At 45.0% G+C, this 19,215-nt stretch carries 17 protein-coding genes; 8 read left to right on the top strand and 9 right to left on the bottom strand.

Annotation, left to right across the window (positions count from 1 at the left end):
* Nucleotides 1-6: 6 nt before the first annotated feature.
* On the bottom strand, nucleotides 7-672 hold the full coding sequence (locus KE626_RS13930) for a 3-hydroxyacyl-CoA dehydrogenase family protein (RefSeq protein WP_211973527.1): 666 nt from the start codon (nucleotides 670-672) through the stop codon (nucleotides 7-9).
* 99 nt (nucleotides 673-771) lie between these two features.
* Here KE626_RS13930 and KE626_RS13925 point away from each other — a divergent pair, with 99 nt between their 5' ends.
* On the top strand, nucleotides 772-1,155 hold the full coding sequence (locus KE626_RS13925; protein WP_211973526.1) for a RidA family protein: 384 nt from the start codon (nucleotides 772-774) through the stop codon (nucleotides 1,153-1,155).
* 232 nt (nucleotides 1,156-1,387) lie between these two features.
* On the opposite strand, the gene KE626_RS13920 is transcribed toward KE626_RS13925, so the two are convergent.
* Nucleotides 1,388-3,058, bottom strand: a complete 1,671-nt coding sequence (locus KE626_RS13920) for a L,D-transpeptidase family protein (protein WP_211973525.1) — start codon at nucleotides 3,056-3,058, stop codon at nucleotides 1,388-1,390.
* 160 nt (nucleotides 3,059-3,218) lie between these two features.
* Here KE626_RS13920 and KE626_RS13915 point away from each other — a divergent pair, with 160 nt between their 5' ends.
* Complete coding sequence (locus KE626_RS13915; RefSeq protein WP_211973524.1) at nucleotides 3,219-3,545, top strand: cupin domain-containing protein; 327 nt, start codon at nucleotides 3,219-3,221, stop codon at nucleotides 3,543-3,545.
* A 201-nt stretch (nucleotides 3,546-3,746) separates the two neighbouring features.
* Here the strand turns inward: KE626_RS13915 and KE626_RS13910 are convergent, their stop codons facing one another.
* The 3 genes from KE626_RS13910 to KE626_RS13900 form a co-directional block, all read right to left on the bottom strand.
* Nucleotides 3,747-5,297: an Rne/Rng family ribonuclease gene (locus KE626_RS13910; protein ID WP_211973523.1), complete on the bottom strand. Its 1,551-nt coding sequence runs from the start codon at nucleotides 5,295-5,297 to the stop codon at nucleotides 3,747-3,749.
* A 439-nt stretch (nucleotides 5,298-5,736) separates the two neighbouring features.
* Nucleotides 5,737-6,579 (bottom strand): tetratricopeptide repeat protein, encoded by an 843-nt coding sequence (locus KE626_RS13905; RefSeq protein WP_211973522.1) that lies wholly within the window; start codon nucleotides 6,577-6,579, stop codon nucleotides 5,737-5,739.
* A 24-nt stretch (nucleotides 6,580-6,603) separates the two neighbouring features.
* Nucleotides 6,604-6,891, bottom strand: a complete 288-nt coding sequence (locus KE626_RS13900; RefSeq protein ID WP_073084475.1) for an HU family DNA-binding protein — start codon at nucleotides 6,889-6,891, stop codon at nucleotides 6,604-6,606.
* Nucleotides 6,892-7,110: 219 nt separating this feature from the next.
* On the opposite strand from KE626_RS13900, the gene mutY reads away from it, so the two are divergent.
* The 6 genes from mutY (at nucleotide 7,111) to KE626_RS13870 (ending at nucleotide 13,087) form a co-directional block, all read left to right on the top strand.
* Nucleotides 7,111-8,184, top strand: a complete 1,074-nt coding sequence (mutY, locus tag KE626_RS13895; protein ID WP_211973521.1) for an A/G-specific adenine glycosylase — start codon at nucleotides 7,111-7,113, stop codon at nucleotides 8,182-8,184.
* A gap of 197 nt (nucleotides 8,185-8,381) precedes the next feature.
* Nucleotides 8,382-8,840, top strand: a complete 459-nt coding sequence (locus KE626_RS13890; RefSeq protein ID WP_211973520.1) for a single-stranded DNA-binding protein — start codon at nucleotides 8,382-8,384, stop codon at nucleotides 8,838-8,840.
* Between the two features lie 132 nt (nucleotides 8,841-8,972).
* Entirely contained in the window at nucleotides 8,973-10,316 is a 1,344-nt protein-coding gene (gene gldE / locus KE626_RS13885; protein WP_249207464.1) for a gliding motility-associated protein GldE, read from the top strand.
* Entirely contained in the window at nucleotides 10,297-10,941 is a 645-nt protein-coding gene (gldD, locus tag KE626_RS13880; protein ID WP_249207463.1) for a gliding motility lipoprotein GldD, read from the top strand. Before gldE ends, gldD begins: the two co-directional genes overlap by 20 nt.
* Before the next feature lie 73 nt (nucleotides 10,942-11,014).
* The gene (locus KE626_RS13875; RefSeq protein WP_211973519.1) at nucleotides 11,015-11,584 is read left to right on the top strand and encodes a DUF3109 family protein; all 570 of its coding nucleotides are present in this window, start codon (nucleotides 11,015-11,017) and stop codon (nucleotides 11,582-11,584) included.
* A gap of 123 nt (nucleotides 11,585-11,707) precedes the next feature.
* Nucleotides 11,708-13,087 carry a LutB/LldF family L-lactate oxidation iron-sulfur protein gene (locus tag KE626_RS13870; RefSeq protein ID WP_211973518.1) on the top strand — a complete coding sequence of 460 codons (1,380 nt, stop codon included), beginning with the start codon at nucleotides 11,708-11,710 and terminating at the stop codon, nucleotides 13,085-13,087.
* Here the strand turns inward: KE626_RS13870 and KE626_RS13865 are convergent.
* From KE626_RS13865 to KE626_RS13850, 4 genes are all read right to left on the bottom strand, one after another.
* On the bottom strand, nucleotides 13,084-14,307 hold the full coding sequence (locus KE626_RS13865; RefSeq protein WP_211973517.1) for an energy transducer TonB: 1,224 nt from the start codon (nucleotides 14,305-14,307) through the stop codon (nucleotides 13,084-13,086). The two genes, KE626_RS13870 and KE626_RS13865, sit on opposite strands and share 4 nt — an antisense overlap.
* Nucleotides 14,300-14,878, bottom strand: coding sequence for an RNA polymerase sigma factor (locus tag KE626_RS13860; protein ID WP_211973516.1), 579 nt, complete (start codon nucleotides 14,876-14,878; stop codon nucleotides 14,300-14,302). Before KE626_RS13860 ends, KE626_RS13865 begins: the two co-directional genes overlap by 8 nt.
* 172 nt (nucleotides 14,879-15,050) lie before the next feature.
* Nucleotides 15,051-16,565: a bifunctional phosphoribosylaminoimidazolecarboxamide formyltransferase/IMP cyclohydrolase gene (gene purH / locus KE626_RS13855; RefSeq protein ID WP_211973515.1), complete on the bottom strand. Its 1,515-nt coding sequence runs from the start codon at nucleotides 16,563-16,565 to the stop codon at nucleotides 15,051-15,053.
* A 188-nt stretch (nucleotides 16,566-16,753) separates the two neighbouring features.
* Entirely contained in the window at nucleotides 16,754-18,853 is a 2,100-nt protein-coding gene (locus tag KE626_RS13850; protein WP_211973514.1) for a ComEC/Rec2 family competence protein, read from the bottom strand.
* Nucleotides 18,854-19,215: the final 362 nt, after the last annotated feature.

Below are 19,215 nucleotides of genomic sequence, written 5' to 3'. Positions count from 1 at the left end.
AAAAAATTAAATCGCTTCGTAAGCTGTTTGCAGAGATCCCGCCACTTCATAACGGTCGTCGCCCGTTATATCGTGTATCGCCTTCAATACTTCATATACATGCCGGATACCGATCCGTTCGCTCCATTCAAAGGGGCCGTAGGGATAATTGGTGCCCAGCCGCATCGACGTGTCTATATCCTCCCGGGAGGCCGTGCCTTCTTCTGCCGTAAGATATGCCTCATTAATGATCATACACACCACCCGCGGCGTTACCATACCCACAGCATCCGCCACCAGCGCATATTCCCAATCGAGCTTGTACATAATATCAGCTAACGTCTCCTTTTGCCCTTCATCCATCACCGTTACCTCCATCACAGGCATATTCACAAAGCCAGGTAAGAAATTACAACCCATGATATTGAATCCCTGCTCAAAGGCAAACTGGTTCATAACATCCGATAAGGAGGTTTTTACCATCCCCGCCAACACCGGGATACCCGGGTTCTTTGCATATACCAGCGCATGCTCCGGCCGGTCATCAAAGATGAGATCCAGCACCACGTCAAATACCTTTAATGACAATACCTCTTCCAGGCTTGTTTTCCACTGTATGTCATGATGCGTGGCCAATCCCTTCTGCTGCAATTCTTCGTACCGCTGCGCATCTGCTATTACCAGGATATTCATGCGTTAAATTTCGGCAAACCTAATAAAGAATCATTAATTATAACACATCTGCCCTGACAGACATTTGCGCGTTCTCAATTATTATTTACTTTCGTTTATATGGAAAAGCAAATTATTAATACTACCAATGCGCCCGCTCCTATCGGGCCCTATAACCAGTCGGTAAAAGCTGGTAACACCTTGTATGTTTCCGGCCAGATAGCCCTGGATCCTGCTTCCGGCGAACTGGTTAAATCCGGTATTGTTGATGAAACCCACCAGGTGATGAAAAACCTGCAGGCTATCCTTACAGCCGCCGGCCTGGGTTTCCAGCATGTGGTAAAGACTACCATTTTTCTTACAGATATGAAAACATTTCCTCAGGTCAATGAAGTATATGACAGTTATTTCACCAGCGATTTCCCTGCCCGGGAAACCGTTCAGGTAGCAGGTTTGCCTAAGGGAGTAGATGTGGAGATATCGGTAATCGCTGTTGGCGCATGATTTTTTTCTTGCCGCGTTTTTTTTCTTGCCCAGGATTAAACTGATTTCCCCGATTTTCAGGATTTTTCTGTAGTGATTTAAAAAGATTAGGGAAGATAAAAGCGAATACTGTACTCGCTTTTATCTTCCCTAATCTTTTTAAATCTAAAATCTTTTAACCTTAAAAAATCCTGAAAATCGGGGAAATCAGTTTAATCCTGGGCAAGAAAAAAATCCTGGGCAGAAAAAGATCTTATTTGCCAAATAAAGAAGCAGCCAGTTTCTGATCATGGCCGTACACGTCATCCCGGAAGTTCAGCCGCCCGTCACTATCTACAAAGGCGGTGAAATACACGATGAATACCGGTACCTTATCTTTCACGGTCGCATATTTTTCTTTACCGGCATCCAGGGCTTCATCGATTTTCTTGTCGGTCCAGCTGGAATCGCCGCGCAGCAGCCATTGTGCCAGGTGCTTGGGTTCTGAAATCCTGATACAGCCATGGCTGAAAGAGCGCTTGTTCTCTCCAAACAGGTAACGGGCGGGCGTATCGTGCAAGTAAATATTGTACTCGTTCGGGAAAAGGAATTTCACTTTGCCTAATGAATTCTTTCCACCGGGTTTTTGTCTTACGATATACGGAAAGTTACCACCTGAATACTTGCTGAAATTGATAGATCCCGGTGAAATTGTTTTTCCGCTGGCGCCCACAATTTCCATATTCTGCCTGGCAAGATAGCCGCTACCGCTGCGTTTCAATCCGGGTAACACTTCTTTTGCGAGTATTCCGGGAGGAACGTTCCAATAAGGGCTGAATACGATATAGCGCAGTTCTTTGGTAAATATCACTGTATTGGCGCCGGGTTTGCCAACCACCACGTTGCAGCTCCAGGCTAATTTCCCTTTGTCGTATACGTGCATTTTAAACTGTGGAATATTGACGAGGATATAGTCTGTAGTAGGCTCTATAGGTACCCAGCGCAAACGTTCCATATTCAGTAATATCTTTTGGATGCGGTCCTGCAGCGGAGTGTTCAGCGCGTCCAGTACGCCTTTGTTGATGGTGCCATCTTCCCGGAGGCCCATCCTCAGCTGGAAATTGCGGATAGCGGTATCCAATGCAGCGGTAAAACGTTTGCTGCTGTCGGTTCCGGGCAGGTCTCCAAATGCTTCCAGCCTGTTTTTCACCAAGGCTACCACTTCGGAAGAATCACCTTTTTTAAAGCTTTTCTGTGTGGTCCGGATGGAATCCCATTTTTTTCCGGATTCAATTTGTGCCAGTCTTTTCAATTGCTGGCGGAGCAATATATATTGCCTGTTTACTGGTTCATCGTCTTCAAACGCATTATTCTTTTTATTGACCATGGAGTCCAGCAGGCTCTCCATATCTATTTTTTTGCGGGGGATAAACCATTCCAGGTCTTTCGCCGTATCAGCGGTAAGTCCGCCCCATACCTTGTTTCCATAGGCAAAGAACTGCGCGGTGAGTAACATTTCGATGCGGGGAACGGCGGTATCGCCGGGTTTCAGCCCTACATCGCTTACCAGGAGCGTATCGGTCAGCTGCTGCAGGTCGGGAGTCATCAGGCTGCTGTCTTTAATCCCGTAGGCAGCATCATTTTTCATGAGGTTAATAAAGTTGCTGGCTTGTTCTGTCAGCCCGTCTTTATTGATCCATGCAAAGTGAAAATCGCGTTTCCGGTAGAAATTGAGAATATATTCATCATAGGCATCATAGGCGTTATGTGACTGCAGAAATTTGTTCACATAATTGCTGTCGATAGTCTGTTCAATATACGCCTGTTTGGTATAGTGAGAGGTATCTCTTGCCTTTGTTCTCTTCCGGGAACCGCTCTCCTGCTGACAGGCGGCAAAGATGATGAATGACAGTAAGGCGAGTAAGGAGTAAAAACGTATAGTCATAAGCGTAATGGATGTATTTATTTTACTTAACAAGCATGACAATTACTATGGGGATCAAGATTATTTATGGCCGTAAAAGTATGAAATATATGTACTTATAGTTCAGGCCGTTGTTAAAATCTGGCACATCCGTTATATTTAATATCTAAAAGGCACAAATATGAACAAACCTGTTTCCCTGGATAATATTCCTGTAAAAAATACGATTCCCGGCCATTACGGCCGTTTTGTTCATGGTGATAAAAGTACGCTGGCTTTTTGGGAGATTTCGGCCGGGTCGGTGTCTCCTATACATCAGCACCCGCACGAGCAGATTACATATGTATCGGCAGGTGTTTTTGAGATGGAGCTGGATGGCGAGAAATACGTACTGGAACAATACGATACGCTGGTAATTCCTCCCAATACCCCACATGGTGGCAAGGCGGTAACAGATTGTAAGATAATTGACAGCTTTAGTCCTGTGCGGGAGGAATACCGATACTAGCTGTTAGCCATTAGCTGTTAGCTTTTAGCTTTTAGCCAAATGCAGCGGATAAGACTGCAAAATCAAAACAGCGTTAACTTTTGTCAGCAGATCATGCATCAACTTCGCTGCATTTGGCTAAAAGCTAACAGCTAATGGCTAAAAGCTGGAAATTAAGTTATAAAAATCAAAAGGTCCGGCGGCTGCCGGACCTTTTGATTTTTATAACTTAATTTCCTCATCATTTGCGTCGAAGAAACGGTATTCAGTAAGGTGGTAGTTTGAATCAGCCTTCAGTTTGATCCATTTTTTATATTGGAAATACCATTTCCATTGTTTGGATCCCAGGAAGCCTTTAGTAAGGTATGCGTGCAGTATAGGGTGAATACGTATGGTAAGACCTTTATGCTGGTGATTCAGCAGGTATTGCAGGTTTTTCTCAATGTCTTCGAGGATCAGCATAGAAGCGCCTATTTTACCTGTTCCTCTGCAGGTAGGGCAATCTTCTGCCACTGAAATGGTGATCTCAGGTTTTACCCGTTGGCGGGTAATTTGCATGAGGCCAAATTTCGATATGGGTAAAATAGTATGTTTAGCTCTGTCTTGTGCCATGAATTTTTCCATGGCTTCAAAAATTGCTTTTTTGTTTTCCGGCAGTTTCATATCAATGAAGTCAATGATAATGATACCACCAAGATCCCGCAGTCTTAGTTGCCGGGCAATTTCGGCAGCAGCTTCCAGGTTGGATGCGAGTGCATTTTGTTCCTGGTTGTTGCTGGAGCTTTTATAACCGCTGTTAACGTCTATTACGTGCAGGGCTTCTGTTGCTTCAATGATGAGGTATACGCCACTGTCGAGGTTAACGGTTTTACCAAAAGATGCCTTTACCTGGCGGGTAATACCGAAGTTATCGAAGATGGGAGATCCGTTATTGTAATAGTTAACGATATCAGACTTTTCAGGTGCAATCTTTTGGATATACGTTTTGGTGTCTGTGAAGATATTCTTATCGTTAACGACTATACGGTTAAAGCTTTCATTGAGCAGATCGCGAAGAATACTGGCTGTTTTGGTTTGTTCGCTCAGGATCTTTTGCGGGGCAACGCCTCCGCTGAGATTGGCCTGGATATTTTTCCAGGTTTGAACGAGGGTTGTCAGGTCTTCGTGTAATTCTGCTGTTTTCTTTCCTTCAGCGGCGGTGCGTACAATAACGCCGAAATTGGGCGTTTTGATAGCTTCCACGATTTTCTGCAATCTTTTTCTTTCTTCGGAAGAGTGGATTTTTTTAGAAACCGCAACAATATCGTTAAAGGGTGTTAACACTATAAACCTTCCGGGTAAAGAAATTTCGCAGCTAAGGCGGGGGCCTTTAGAAGAAATGGGTTCTTTCAGAATTTGCACGAGGATGTTGGGTTTACCTCCAAGTACATCAGTAATTTTACCGGTCTTCACTATTTCCGGTTCATTTTTAAACTTAGTGAAATCAAATCCATCGGGCGTTTTATCGCTGATAGCTGTTGCAGTAAATTTAAGAATAGAGCGGATATAGGGGCTGAGATCCGTATAATGTAAAAAGGCATCTTTCTCGAAGCCTACGTCCACAAATGCAGCATTTAAGCCGGGTATCAGCTTTTTAACCTTGCCCAGGTACAAATCGCCTACTGAGAAGTTAGGATTGCCACTTTCGTGATGTAATTCAACTAGCTTCTTATCTTCCAGTAACGCAATTTCCACCCCTGTCGGAGCCGCATTTATAATAAGTTCCTTATTCAAGCGTCCAAAATTTTAACCTTTAAAACTTCACCTTTATGCTATGCACACGGCTATTAAGAACAGCTTACTGCATACCAATACAATATGCTCACCATAAAGTTAGCGTATTTCTTCACGTTCGTGACGAATGGATTGCTTAAGGGTTCAGCGATCACTGCAGGTAATGTCCGGAGAATTCAATTGCGGGATCTATGGAAACAACCTGCATGACTATAGCAATTTAAGAAGTAAATGCTAGAATCATGCAGGATATATGAAAATTTTTATCCGATCACCGCGCCGGAATAAATGGCGGGAAACTGGAGTAATTATTTCTTCTTACTTTTATGCCGGTTCTTTCTCAGTCTTTTTTTACGCTTGTGAGTGGCAATTTTATGTCTTTTTCTTTTCTTACCGCAAGGCATACGCTGATACGTTTTTAAATGATTGAAAAATAATATTATTGAATACTTTTAATATAACTATCTACTTCCTTCTTCAATTCCGGATCGCTCATCAGTTGTTTACTTTTTTCAAACAGCTCAATCGCTTTCTTTTTATCTCCTTTGCTGCGGTATGATTCGGCCAGCACAAATAACACTTTCGCATTATCCGGGTGACTCCTCGCAACGCCTTCCAGTCTTTCGATAGCTTTGTCGTACTGACCTGATGTAATTGCAAGGTTAGCTAATGTAACCTGTGCATCAATATTATCAGGATGTGCAGCCACTACTTCTCTCAACTTCGCCACACCTGTCATAGGTTCCCCGGTGTTCATGTACACCATGGCCTGTGATATTTTAAGTGTGTCGTTCGCCGGGTTCAATTGTATTGCCTGATCAAACAAGGTAATTGCTTGCTGGGCTTCCCATTTTGCTACACGAGGATCTTCTGCATGTTGCAAGTGGGCTAAAAATAAATTGGCTGCAAAGGTGAGGCTTTTTTCGGAATTTTCCAACTTAGCGGCTTCGCCAAGATAATATGCGGCTACGGGCAGTTGATTGAGGCTGTCCCAGGTATTGTATAATTGCTGGTAGGCGGCTATCTGCTGGGTTTTCACATCTCCACGGACAACATTCGTCTCAATGGAATTTACCTGTAAAAGTTTTTCGGCAGGAATTTTCCCTTTTGCTGTCGCCAGCAGTTCGGAGAAGGCAATAGGTTCCACATCCTGTCCACCCTGCATAGGGGCAGCAGATGACATAGGTTTCTTTTCTGACCGGGGCACAGTGCGGCCAAAGGCGAATAATATCACCAATAGTGCTACCGCAGCACCCACCAGAAGAACTTGTGATTTTTGCATCGCCTAAAATATTAGGCTGCAAAATTAAGAACTTTTAAGCTTCTTTACTTCAGCAACAAATTCTTTCGAAGGTTTAAATGCTGGAATAAAGTGCTCAGGGATCTCCACAGCTACGTTCTTCTTGATGTTACGCCCAATCTTGGCTGCTCTTTTTTTAGTGATGAAACTTCCAAACCCACGGATATAAATATGTTCTCCGTTTGCAAGTGCTTCTTTCACCTCTTTGAACATAGCCTCGAGTGTGACTAACACATCGACTTTGGGGATGCCGGTTTTTTCAGCAATGTTGTTAATTAAATCAGCTTTTCTCATATGAAAGCGAGAGGATTACTTTACTCTCAAAGTTAATTTAAAAATTCTAATTGCTGAATTTTAAGCAAATAAATTTTATCATTTTTTCTTATAAATGGTATTGGCGATAATTTATATTTATTTGCAGGCCCGGAAACGGGTATCTGTTGTACCTTATAGGGTTTTGTACAGCTTTTGCCATATCAATATACTAAATAATTTTATTAAAATAATATATAAATGATATTCCCCCGACATTTTTTTACCGAAAAATTACTGGAGTGGAACCGGGAAGTCAATACCCGCAACATGCCCTGGAAGGGTGAAAAAGATCCGTACCGCATCTGGCTGTCTGAAATCATCCTCCAGCAAACCCGCGTGGAGCAAGGCTGGCCGTACTATGAACGATTTATTCAACACTACCCAACAGTAGAAAAACTGGCAGCCGCACCGGAAGAAGAAGTATTCCGTTTATGGCAGGGATTGGGCTACTACGCCCGCTGTAAAAATATGCTGGCAGCCGCCCGCGAAATTACCAACACCTACCTTGGAAAGTTCCCTGACCAGTACGAACAGATCAAATCACTGAAAGGAATTGGTCCCTATACCGCCGCCGCCATCGCCTCCTTTGCCTTCAACCTCCCTTACGCTGTGCTCGATGGCAATGTTTTCAGGGTCCTCTCCCGCTACTTTGGGATCGAAACACCGATAGACAGCACCGCCGGGAAAAAACAATTTGATACACTGGCACAGGAACTGCTCCCGGAAGACGCCTCTGCGGCATATAACCAGAGTATTATGGACTTCGGCGCCGTAGTATGCAAACCTCAGCAACCCCTCTGCGATGACTGTCCCCTCCGCAAAAAGTGCGTGGCCCTGCAACACCAGCTGGTGCCACTTCTCCCGATAAAAACAAAAAAATTACAGATCAAAAAAAGGTATTTCAACTACCTGCTGGTCAATTATAAAGAACAGATCTTTATACGAAAAAGAACAGACAGCGATATCTGGCAAAACCTGCACGAGTTCCTGCTTATTGAAACTACTGCACCGTCCGATATCACGGAGTTACAAACCTCCGAAGCATTCCGGAATTATTTTGGCAATGCAAAACCAGAGATAGAAAGGGTATCGGCCCCTTTCAAACAACAACTTACCCATCAAACCATTCACAGCCAGTTTATCAGTATTCATGTGAAGAAGCCGCCTGTGCTGCCAGGATTCATGCTGGTACCGCGAAACAGCCTGAATAATTATGCTTTCCCGAAAACAATTACCACCTTCCTGGAAAGTAATCACTTACAACTATTTTAGTTTTCACGCATAGGGATAAAAAATATACGTTAAGCGTTAAACCACTTCTATAATAGTTGCTAAACACAAAATCCGGCTTAACCGGCTGCCAGTAAGAAATTTTTCACTATCGATTGGAAAAAAATATTAACTTTAAGAAGGTTGTTTATTTATTAAAAGAAGAACTTTTTAACAATAGACTAAAAAAACCTACAACTATGAGAGGTGTTAATAAAGTAATCCTGATAGGCAATTTGGGCAGAGATCCGGATGTACAGTTTCTGGAAGGGAATATCGCAGTAGCCAAATTTTCACTGGCAACTACTGAAACGTTCAAAGACAGGGCAGGTAAGCTCATTTCACAAACAGAATGGCATACAGTGGTGCTATGGCGGGGACTGGCCGAATTGGCACAGAAATACCTCCACAAAGGCAGTCTTGTTTACATTGAAGGCCGTTTGCGCACCCGCAGCTGGGAAGACAAGGAAGGCAATAAGAAATTTGCCACCGAAGTTGTAGGCGACAACCTGGTTATGCTGGATAAACGCATGGACCTCAACAACCAAGATCACCCCATACCTCACCATAGCAGTACGGGCTCAGGCAGTGGAGATAACTTTCCCGGAATGGAAATTCCCCCTTCATTGAATGAACCAGCAGACGATCTGCCGTTTTAGTTGCAAAAAAATATTAAGTTTTGATTGTACGTAATCCTATATAGGGACATTACTTATATTTGCGTGCAGGGAAAGCAATTCCATGAATTACTTTCCCCTTATTTTTGATTATTTACATCAAAGTTCAACATCTTGGGCATCTTTTCGGCAAGCAACGTATCCTATTTTTTACAAGCCAGCGCACCCATTGGCACCCCGAACGTGGTGGTGTTCCTGCTGGTCATATTTGTGCTGTTGCTGCTTACCTTCATCGTTTCCGGGGCAGAAGTGGCTTTCTTTTCCTTAAATTATAAGGACCTGAATGTGCTTAAAACCCGGCAAAATGCCTCCGGCAAACTCATCACCAAACTGCTGGAAAAACCCAAATCACTCCTGGCTTCTTTACAAATAGCCGGTATCCTGTTAACGATCGCGTTTATCATGATCACCAACTATCTTGTTACCCAGATGGAAGACCTGCAAACCCTGCCGGTGGTTTCCCTTGTGGTAAGGATTTCCGCCATTTGCCTGATATTGCTGTTCTTCGGACAAATACTTCCCCGCGTATGGGCCGCTCAGAATAATATCCGTTTTGCCACCTATTTCGCCTGGTTTGTAAGCCTGGTACACGCCACCATGGAGCCGGTAAGCGACTTCTTCGTAGGCCTCAGCGGCAGCATCGAAGCCCGCCTGTTCCACAGGGGCAGCGGCCCGGTTAATTACCAGGAAATTGATGAAGCCATCGAAATGAGCGTAGATCCTACCGCTTCACAGGAAGAAAAAAATATCCTGAAAGGCATCCTCAAATTTGGCAATATCACAGTAAAACAAATCATGCGCGGCCGTTTAGACGTAAACGGCGTGGAATATGACAGCAGCTTTGGCGATATCGTGAAAAGAGTGGCAGATCTGCATTATTCCCGTTTACCCGTATACAAAGACAATCTCGACAATATTGTTGGTGTAATCCACACCAAAGACCTCCTGCCCCACCTCGACAAAGGCAGCAGCTTTGACTGGCACGAAGTAATGCGGCAGCCTTTCTTCGTACACGGACATAAACTCATTGAAGACCTGCTCTCCGAATTCCAGAGCCGCCGCATGCATTTTGCCGTAGTGGTGGATGAATTTGGCGGTACCTCCGGTATCGTTACACTGGAAGATATCATGGAAGAAGTCATCGGCGATATCAAAGATGAATTTGATGAAGAAGAATTCAACTATAATAAAGTAGACAACTTCACCTATGTATTTGAAGGCAAAACCATGCTGAATGATGTTTGCCGCATCATGGACATCCCTCCCGAAACCTTTGAGCCTGTAAAAGGCGAAAGCGACTCCCTTGGTGGCCTGATACTGGAGCTGGCAGGAAAATTTCCGGAAGAAAACAGCGTTATTAACTACAATAACTATGATTTTACTGTACTGGAAGTAAACAAAATGCGCATCCAGAAAGTACAGGTAACCATCAGGCCAGATGCAGCTGATAAAGTATAGCCGCCTGCTAAATAACCGTAAAATGCCACATGTAAAAGGAAAGGCCCTCGCCATCATTTCCCTGCTGATACTCGTGTTCGCAGCCTGTGAAAACGTGCCCACACCAAAGCCCAGGGGCTATTTCCAGGTGAAATTCCCGGAAAAAACCTATCGCAAATTTGATATGCCCGGCTATCCTTATACATTCGAATACCCGGCATATGCCAATATCGTAAAGGATACCTCCTTTTTTGGCGCAGCACCGGAAAACCCCTACTGGATCAATGTGGACTTCCCTTCCCTTAACGGGAAAATTTATATGAGTTATAAGATCATTGGCCCGGGCAACAATACATTCCGTAAACTGGTGGATGATGCCTTTAAAATGACTTACAAACACACCTACAAAGCCGAATACATCGATGAAAACAAGATCCGCACAACCAATAATGTGAGTGGTACCTTTTACGAAGTAGGCGGTAATGCCGCGTCCTCCAAACAGTTTTTTGCGACCGACTCCGTTCATCACTTCCTCCGGGGAGCCCTCTATTTCGATGTTACACCCAATGCAGACTCCCTCGCCCCGGTATACAAATTCCTGGAAAAGGATATGTGGCATATGGTGGAAACCCTCCGCTGGAGATAAGCCGGTAATGCCGTAACTTTGTGGTCTTATTAAGATTGCCTGTATCACATTTCAGGCAAAAGACCGATTTCCGATGATCATCATTGACGATAAATACATAAGTGACGAGGTAATTGAAGAGCAGTTCGTATGCAACCTTTCCGCCTGCAAAGGCGCCTGCTGTGTGGCAGGCGATTGCGGCGCTCCCCTGGATAAAAGTGAAGTTAAAACCCTGAAAAAAATTTATCCGCAGATCAAATCTTACCTGCGTGAAGAAGGTATACAGGAAATAGCCCGTACCGGCACCAACACCATCGATGATGAATATGGATACGTAACGCCCATCGTGAACAAAGGCATCTGCGCTTACGCAACAATCGACGATCATGGTATGGTAGGCTGCGGCATAGAAAAGGCTTATAAAGACGGGGTCGTGGACTTCAGAAAGCCCATCTCCTGTCATCTTTATCCCATCCGTATAAAAAAATATGAGTCATTCGAAGCGGTAAACTATGATCGCTGGGACGTTTGCAAGCCCGCCTGTAAAAACGGTAAAACGCTGCAGGTTCCGGTGTACCGTTTCCTCAAAGATGCGCTGATCAGAAAATACGGCACGGAATTTTATGAAGTGCTGGATCAAATTGCAAGAAAAGAACACAAATGAGAGAATTACGAACTACGAATGATGAATTACGAATTGGGAACACACTCCACATTCGTAATTCATCATTCGTAATTCGTAATTTCTTCCCAGTTAACTATCTTTAATTAGGAATATTGCTTGCTTATGCATCAAATAGCATCTACTTTTCTCGAAGAAAGTGAAAAAAAGGCGTCTGATCTGGGTCACCGGCAGACCATCAACTTCAATATAAGTAAATACAATACAGCTGTAAAGGCCGGTAAACAACAGTTTTCGGATTTACCCGGCGCCAGGGAACGAGCCAAGAACATTAAGTGGAGAGCCATTGAGCACCTGGATAATCACCTCGAAGAATTTGAACAGAACTTCACCCGCCGTGGCGGCAAAGTAATCTGGGCCGAAACCGCCGAACAGGTGCAGCAGGAAATACTCGCCATATGCAGGGCCAAACAATGCAAAAGCATTGTGAAAAGCAAATCCATGGCTACAGAAGAAGTACACCTGAATGCTTTTATGGAAAGTAATGGCATTGAATGCGTGGAAACTGATCTGGGAGAATACATACAGCAACTGGATGGGGAACCGCCCTACCATATTGTTACACCAGCCATGCACAAAAGCAAGGAAGATGTAGCCCGCCTTTTTGCCGAGAAACTGGGTACCGATCCGGGTCTTACACCGGAACAACTCACCCTCGTAGCCCGCGACAAACTGCGTCACAAATACCTGGAAGCGGAAATCGGTATTACCGGCGCTAACTTTATCTTAGCCGACACCGGCTCTGTAGCCGTTACGGAAAATGAAGGTAATGCGCGTTTAACAACTGCTTTTCCAAAAACACATATTGTATTGGTGGGTATCGAAAAAGTACTCCCTTCTATCGCTGATCTGGCGCTATTCTGGCCACTGCTGGCTACTTATGGCACCGGACAGCAGGTGACCGCATATAACAGTATTTTCAGCGGTCCAAGACAGGAAGGAGAAACGGATGGCCCTGAAGAGATGTATGTAATCCTGATGGACAACGGCCGCACCAATATTCTCCAGGACACTACCGCCCGGGAAAGCTTATACTGCATCCGTTGCGGTTCCTGTTTGAATGCCTGCCCCGTTTACAAAAATATTGGCGGCCACTCCTATGCAGCTACCTACAGCGGGCCTATTGGTTCGGTGATTACGCCGCATCTTAAAGGAATGGATTCGTATATGCACCTGAGTTTTGCGTCTTCCCTGTGTGGTAACTGCACCGAGGTATGCCCTGTACGCATCAATCTCCATGAATTACTGTTGCATAACCGGCAGAAAGCCGTGGAAGAAAATTACACTTCCGGCGGCGAAAAATTTGCCTGGTATGTCTGGAAACAGGGCTGTAACAGCCGCAAGATGATGAATATGGCCAGTGGTAAAATGAAGAATTTCCTGCTGCGCAAATTTTTTGCAAAAAGCTGGGGAGACAACCGTGAACTGCCGGTGTTTGCCGCCAAATCCTTTAACCAGCAATGGAAAGAGCGGAATAAGTATTAATTCTTACCTGCCGTAAATTTCACCCTTACTTTTACTTTAGCGGGTTTCCCGTCTGAAGCAGGTATCCATGCCGGCCCTTCTTTAATTACCCTGATGGCCTCAGCATCGCAAATCTCATTCAGATGGCGAAATATCCTGAAGTCCTGCAATGATCCGTCAGGCATAACGGTGAAGGACACACGCACTGTACCCGTATATTTATTTTCCGGGTTGATGGTTTTGGTCCGGAGATAATTATCAAAAGCTGTTTGCCCCGTTACCGGTGCAGGGGCATGATATACTATTTCATCATCCTCTGATGTACCCTTGGCAATAACGTTGACGCCGGCTGTCTTTCCTGCTAACGCACCTCCTATATTGGCCGAGTCGCCTCGCACAGTAGACATGCCCCGGATAACCACTGTCGAGCCACTTACCGATTGTTTCTTTTGTGCGCCATAACCCACTACCACCACTTCATTCAGCCCTTTGGATGAGCTATCCGGCTGACCGATATAATGTTGTTGACGTTGTTTTTCGGCGGGCGTAATTAAATTATAGTTGGCAGTACTTTCGGCCTGCTTTTCTGCCTTCGCTGCAAATGCCTTGTCCTCTTTTCTGTTTAAAGCCAGCGGTACGGGTGCCGGGGTTACCGGAGCAGCAGCAGCGGGTGCCGGGTCTATATTCCTGGTATCCGCATCAGCAGATTGCAGTGCTGCCTTCTGCTCTTTTAATTTGTAGGTATTTGGAACGGCGGGCGCGGGCGGGGCTGTCTTTTTTGCCAGCTGATCGGCTTTAACCGGTTGGTCGGCACTCGCCAGCTCAGCCGCAGGCGCTGTACTGTGTTCGGTTTGAGGAGCGGAATCGGCCACAGGAGCAAGTACAGGAAGCTGCACACCCGCTACAGGCACAGGCGTGCGTTGTTGTTCCAGCAGGAACCATCCGGCCGTACACATAAGTAACAGGATGGCAGCGGCGGCAGCCCAGCGGTAGTACATAATGCGCACTTTCGCCTGCTTAGGTGCTATTCTGGCCTCCAAACGGAAAGTCAGATCTGCCTGTTGCGACTGCTGTTCCGGCGGATGCAATGCATACCCTTCGAGGGCGTCGGCCAGGAACGGATCGTCCAGGGCCTGACGCTCCAGGTCATGCATGGCTTTATCGTCCAGCTCTCCCGCCAGGTATTGGCGGATGAGTGCGGCGAGTGCCTCCGGTTTTATATGTGGTCGCTTGTCAGACATCCTGTTGTTCCATACATATTTTCAGGTTACGCTTTCCGTTCTGGATATAGCTTTTCACCTTGTTCATTTCATACCCGGTAATAACGCTTACTTCCCGGTAGCTCTTTTCCTGCAGATAAAACAGGTCAACACTACGTTTTTGTTCTTCCGGTAAGGTTTCCAGGCATTTTTCCATGCTCTGGAGGTTATCTTCCAGGGTCATCCCGTTTTCATGATGCCCTATTTCTTCATTTTCCACAACAGGGTGATCATCTATTGACACCTGCCTGGATTCTTTGTTTTTCATGGCCCGCAGCTTCATCAAACAATGATTGCGGGTCAGGACATGGAGCCAGCTTTTAAAATTCTGGACTTCGTGCTGTTTTAACTTCCCAATCAGCTCTTCAAAGATCTGCATAACTGCGTCCTTACTGGCATCTTCATCAAAATATTTAAGACACACCCCGTATACCAGGCTCATATAGCGCTGGTAAAGGGCGGCCAGAAAATCCAGTTTGCCGGTAGTTTTATACTCCCGGATCAAATCTGTATCCTCTGCATCCTGCATGATATTTTGTTGAATAAACGACATCGGGTAGCTGTTGGCCTCACGCCGGTAGCTTTTTTTAAGAATTATGCTGATTTACAAGTCAACAATACTATTATTTTTTTTCGAATATTAAGTCGTTAAAATGAGAAAGCACCGGAAAAATCCGGTGCCCTCCTGTTATCTTATCCGCTTGCTATCAGCTAAAAGCTAAGAGCTAGTGCCTGAAGTGGCGCATTCCTGTCATTACCATTACCATATCATGTTCTTTGCAGAATTCAACAGAGTCGTTGTCTCTCATAGAGCCACCAGGTTGAATCACTGCATTAATCCCGTGTTCATATGCAATGCTTACACAGTCATTGAACGGGAAGAACGCATCGGAAGCCATTACAGCGCCTTTCAGGTCAAAGCTGAACTGTCCGGCTTTTTCAATAGCATGACGCAACGCATCGATACGGGAGGTTTGTCCGCAACCTTTACCGATGAGCTGTTTATCTTTTACCAGTGCGATGGCGTTTGATTTCAGGTGTTTGCAAACGATATTGGCAAATTCCAGGTCAGATTTCTCTGCTGGCGTGGCGGCGCGGGCGCCTACTTCATTCCATTCCTTGTAGCTGCCATTGTCGCTGTCCTGCAGCAATACGCCGTTCAATACATTTTTGAACATGTATTTGCTTTTCACCGGTTGTTTCTGTTCCAGGAGAATACGGTTCTTTTTAGCCTGCAATACAGTCAGGGCATCTGCGTCAAATCCCGGTGCAATCAGGATTTCAAAGAAGATTTCGCTGATGGATTCAGCGGTGGTTTTGTCGATCACCTGGTTGGTAACCAACACGCCACCGAAGGCGCTTTCTTTATCACCGGCCAATGCGGCTTCCCAGGCTTCTTTCAGCGTTGCGCGGGAAGCAATACCGCAAACATTGGTATGTTTAATTACCGCAAAAGTAGTGGCTTCAAACTCCTGGATCAGCTGGCAGGCAGCGTCTACATCCACGAGGTTGTTGAACGACAGTTCTTTACCGTGGAGTTTATTGAAAACTTCGTCGAGGTTACCGTAGAATACACCACGCTGGTGCGGATTTTCTCCATAACGGTTTACCTGGCCCTGGGGAACGGAAAGCTGGAAGTTAACACCAGGCTCGTTATTGAGGAAGTATTGTGAGATGGCTACATCGTAGTGAGCGCATACTTCAAATGCTTTGGCAGCGAAGCTTCTGCGATCTTCAATAGTGGTAGCGCCATTGTTGTCGGTTAATACTTTCTCCAGGTCCGCGTATTGATCTTTCGATGCCACAATCACTACATCTTTGTAGTTTTTGCCGGCAGCACGGATGAGGGAAACGCCGCCTATATCAATTTTTTCGATGATGGTTTGTTCTACGCTGGTGCTCTTTACTGTTTCCTCAAATGGATACAGGTCTACAATTACCAGGTCAATTTCGGGGATCTGGTATTCCTTCAGCTGTTCCAGGTCCTGCGGATTATCGCGACGGGCCAGAATACCACCAAATACTTTCGGATGCAGTGTTTTAACACGTCCACCCAAAATAGAAGGGTAAGCGGTCAGGTCTTCAACTGCCACACATTTCACTCCGAGGTCCTCAATAAATTTTTGTGTACCGCCGGTAGAATAGATGGTAACACCCTGTTCACCTAACTTTTTAACAATGTTCTCCAGGTTATCTTTATAGAAAACGGAGATCAAAGCTGATTTAATTTGCTTTTGCATGAATGGAAAACATTAGAAATTAATAACATAGGTCCCCTGGTCCGGAACCGAAAAGAAGCGCAAAGTTAACACGTAACAATCATTTTTCCATTTATCAATCTAACCGGAGGAGTTTTATCCCTGGAAAAGACTCCTAAATATTTATTTATGAGCTATTTAAATCCAAAGAATTGATATGTCAATGCCCGCTAGGGAAAGCTATAGATGAAAGCCCCGGTTTCTCCAACCGCATGGTATTTCCATCCAAGCGTATCACATATCCGTTGCCACTTTTCTGTTCGGCGTACACTGTTGGATGCTGCAAAAATGAGCATATCAAACTCGTACCAGCCACCCAGTTGTTTAATATCCACGAATGAATTACCTGCTAATAAAATGTAATCCGTTTTAAATTTCTTCACCGGGAGATATGCAGGCAAGGCGCTATCAATGATCAGCAACCGTTTGCCGTGGAAACTGATACAGTGTCCATACTGTTGAAAGCCGGCGGGCCGGCCCGTTTCCGCCCTCCATTCGTTCCTGGTACAATTAAGTACCTGCGCTGCGGGTAACTGCCATATACTATCATCGCCGGTAAACTGCGCCCGGCCACCTTCTACACAATCGATTGCCGTATGGGCGGGAACGTTATAAACAATGATCTTACGCTGGTTGTCAGCTATCGTTACATCAGCGGCATAAACCAATACACAGCCCCACAAACATAAAAGCCCCAGCAAGCCCCCCGTACGCCATTTCAGCAGCCACCAGGCCGCCAGTCCGGCGATGATACCATAAGCAAAAACGGTTTGTAACAGGGACCAGTGGATGTTGGTAATAAGTGCATGCGGCAAATCACCCAACCATTTTATACTGTTGTTCATAGCCCATATCCCGTATTTAAGTGCCCGGCCGATCCATACCGCCGCCATGCGGAAGGGAGCCAGTAACAGCAGGATGACTTCTCCATAAATAATAACGGTAGACAGCGGAACCGCTATCAGATTGGCCAGCAGGAAATAATTGGGAAACTGGTGAAAGTAAAACAGACTTACCGGCGTAGTCATCAGTTGAGCTGCGAGCGACAGGGCCACCATTTGCCACACCAGGTTGGCCCATTTTCTTTTCATCTCCCAAAGCCGGTAAACAGGCGGATAAAAAAGCAGGATGCTGAGCACCGCCAGGTAAGAGAGTTGAAAACCCGCATCTATGGCGAGGTAGGGATTAAAGCATAACAGTACGGTAGCTGAAGCGGTAAGTGTATTATAGATACTGCTGTAACGGTCCAGTATAAAACGTCCTGTTGTGATTCCTGTAAACATTACGGCAGAACGAAGTACCGAAGCAGAAGCGCCGGTAAGTAAGGCGAAGCCCCAGAGCACCACCAGAATCACGGTCGCTTTCAGCAAATTGGTGCTTTTGCAGACCGGCAACCATTGCAAACACCACAGCAGCGTACCATATAAGAGAGCCAGGTGCATGCCTGAAATAGCAATTACGTGTACAATACCGGTATTACTGTAAGCCTGCACCACGTCTTTGTCCAGATCCTGCCGGTAGCCGATTAACAGCGCTTCCGCCATCCCGGCTTCCGGTCCGTTGCCAATGTATTGTTTAAGGTTATTGAGACAATAGTACCTCGCTTTTAACAACCACCTGCTTACCGGGTTGCCACCATTACGATGCAACGGGTAAAAATCCGTGATGCGCAGATAAAGCTGGTGATAGAGTTGTTGGGTAACACAATATTGCCGGTAATTAAATGCGCCGGGGTTACCACTGCTTTTGATCATTTCAGGCCGTTTTAAGGCAACTATCCTGTCGCCATACACTAATCCGGGCAGACAGCTATCTTTCGCAAAATAGAGCAGCAAACAGCCTTTAACGGGCACCCATTGGCCCTGCTGATGTACAGCAATTACTTTGGCGGTTGTTTTATAAGTGTGGGTCTTTTCCTGCAAAGGTTCGTTTATCTGTAGTAAAAGCAGGGAGGAATCTGCGATAAAATTTCCATAAAACCATTTCTGATGACGGATATCCGCCTTATAAAGTAACAGGCTGCCGGCGCAGTAAAGGAACATAAATATCAGTACACCGGGGATCCACGAAGCAGCAAAACGCCATTGCAGGGGCAAAAACCGGAACAACAGTATCCCCCCGGCGCTGATCCCTGCCATTATCAACAAAGGCAGGAGGAACAAAGAAACATAAAGCTGTAAACAGATGCCGGCCAGCAGTGGAACAAGGATGCGCAGGAAAGGCGCACGCTTCCAACCCATGACAACAAACAAGGTAGATTCAAAATGCATGCGGGTTAACTTTTTATCAGGACTACGAACCTAATATTTCATTCCCGAAAAAGTGTTTTGGAAATGTAAATGCGAGCTCATTTTCTACTATCGTATTTTTATATGATAACTTGGCAACTTTCTCTTTTCAGTGAAAAATACCTATTAACAAACAATTATTAACGACTATTTAAATAATTAAAAGTCAATTATTTAAAAATAACAAATATTCGCATCTGTTATTGATTAGTTAACATCTCTTTTAAATATAATATTATTTGTAAACTGCATTACCGGTCACGCTATTTGAATTGTATCAAGATTCAATAGTCGTGTCTTTAATGGTTATTTTGAGGGAAAAGAAGGAGCCTGATTTTTATCAG

This window comes from Chitinophaga hostae (genome assembly GCF_018224885.1).
GTDB lineage: Bacteria > Bacteroidota > Bacteroidia > Chitinophagales > Chitinophagaceae > Chitinophaga > Chitinophaga hostae.
This window is presented reverse-complemented; position numbering and strand designations above follow the sequence as displayed.

Bases quoted from the DNA above. Each gene is read 5' to 3' on its own strand.
- KE626_RS13930 (WP_211973527.1), bottom strand. From the start codon at position 672: ATGAATATCCTGGTAATAGCAGATGCGCAGCGGTACGAAGAATTGCAG.
- KE626_RS13905 (WP_211973522.1), bottom strand. From the start codon at position 6,579: ATGCAAAAATCACAAGTTCTTCTGGTGGGTGCTGCGGTAGCACTATTG.
- KE626_RS13920 (WP_211973525.1), bottom strand. From the start codon at position 3,058: ATGACTATACGTTTTTACTCCTTACTCGCCTTACTGTCATTCATCATC.
- KE626_RS13870 (WP_211973518.1), top strand. From the start codon at position 11,708: ATGCATCAAATAGCATCTACTTTTCTCGAAGAAAGTGAAAAAAAGGCG.
- purH (WP_211973515.1), bottom strand. From the start codon at position 16,565: ATGCAAAAGCAAATTAAATCAGCTTTGATCTCCGTTTTCTATAAAGAT.
- KE626_RS13915 (WP_211973524.1), top strand. From the start codon at position 3,219: ATGAACAAACCTGTTTCCCTGGATAATATTCCTGTAAAAAATACGATT.
- KE626_RS13850 (WP_211973514.1), bottom strand. From the start codon at position 18,853: ATGCATTTTGAATCTACCTTGTTTGTTGTCATGGGTTGGAAGCGTGCG.
- KE626_RS13900 (WP_073084475.1), bottom strand. From the start codon at position 6,891: ATGAGAAAAGCTGATTTAATTAACAACATTGCTGAAAAAACCGGCATC.
- gldD (WP_249207463.1), top strand. From the start codon at position 10,297: ATGCAGCTGATAAAGTATAGCCGCCTGCTAAATAACCGTAAAATGCCA.
- mutY (WP_211973521.1), top strand. From the start codon at position 7,111: ATGATATTCCCCCGACATTTTTTTACCGAAAAATTACTGGAGTGGAAC.
- KE626_RS13875 (WP_211973519.1), top strand. From the start codon at position 11,015: ATGATCATCATTGACGATAAATACATAAGTGACGAGGTAATTGAAGAG.
- KE626_RS13925 (WP_211973526.1), top strand. From the start codon at position 772: ATGGAAAAGCAAATTATTAATACTACCAATGCGCCCGCTCCTATCGGG.
- KE626_RS13890 (WP_211973520.1), top strand. From the start codon at position 8,382: ATGAGAGGTGTTAATAAAGTAATCCTGATAGGCAATTTGGGCAGAGAT.
- KE626_RS13865 (WP_211973517.1), bottom strand. From the start codon at position 14,307: ATGTCTGACAAGCGACCACATATAAAACCGGAGGCACTCGCCGCACTC.
- KE626_RS13860 (WP_211973516.1), bottom strand. From the start codon at position 14,878: ATGTCGTTTATTCAACAAAATATCATGCAGGATGCAGAGGATACAGAT.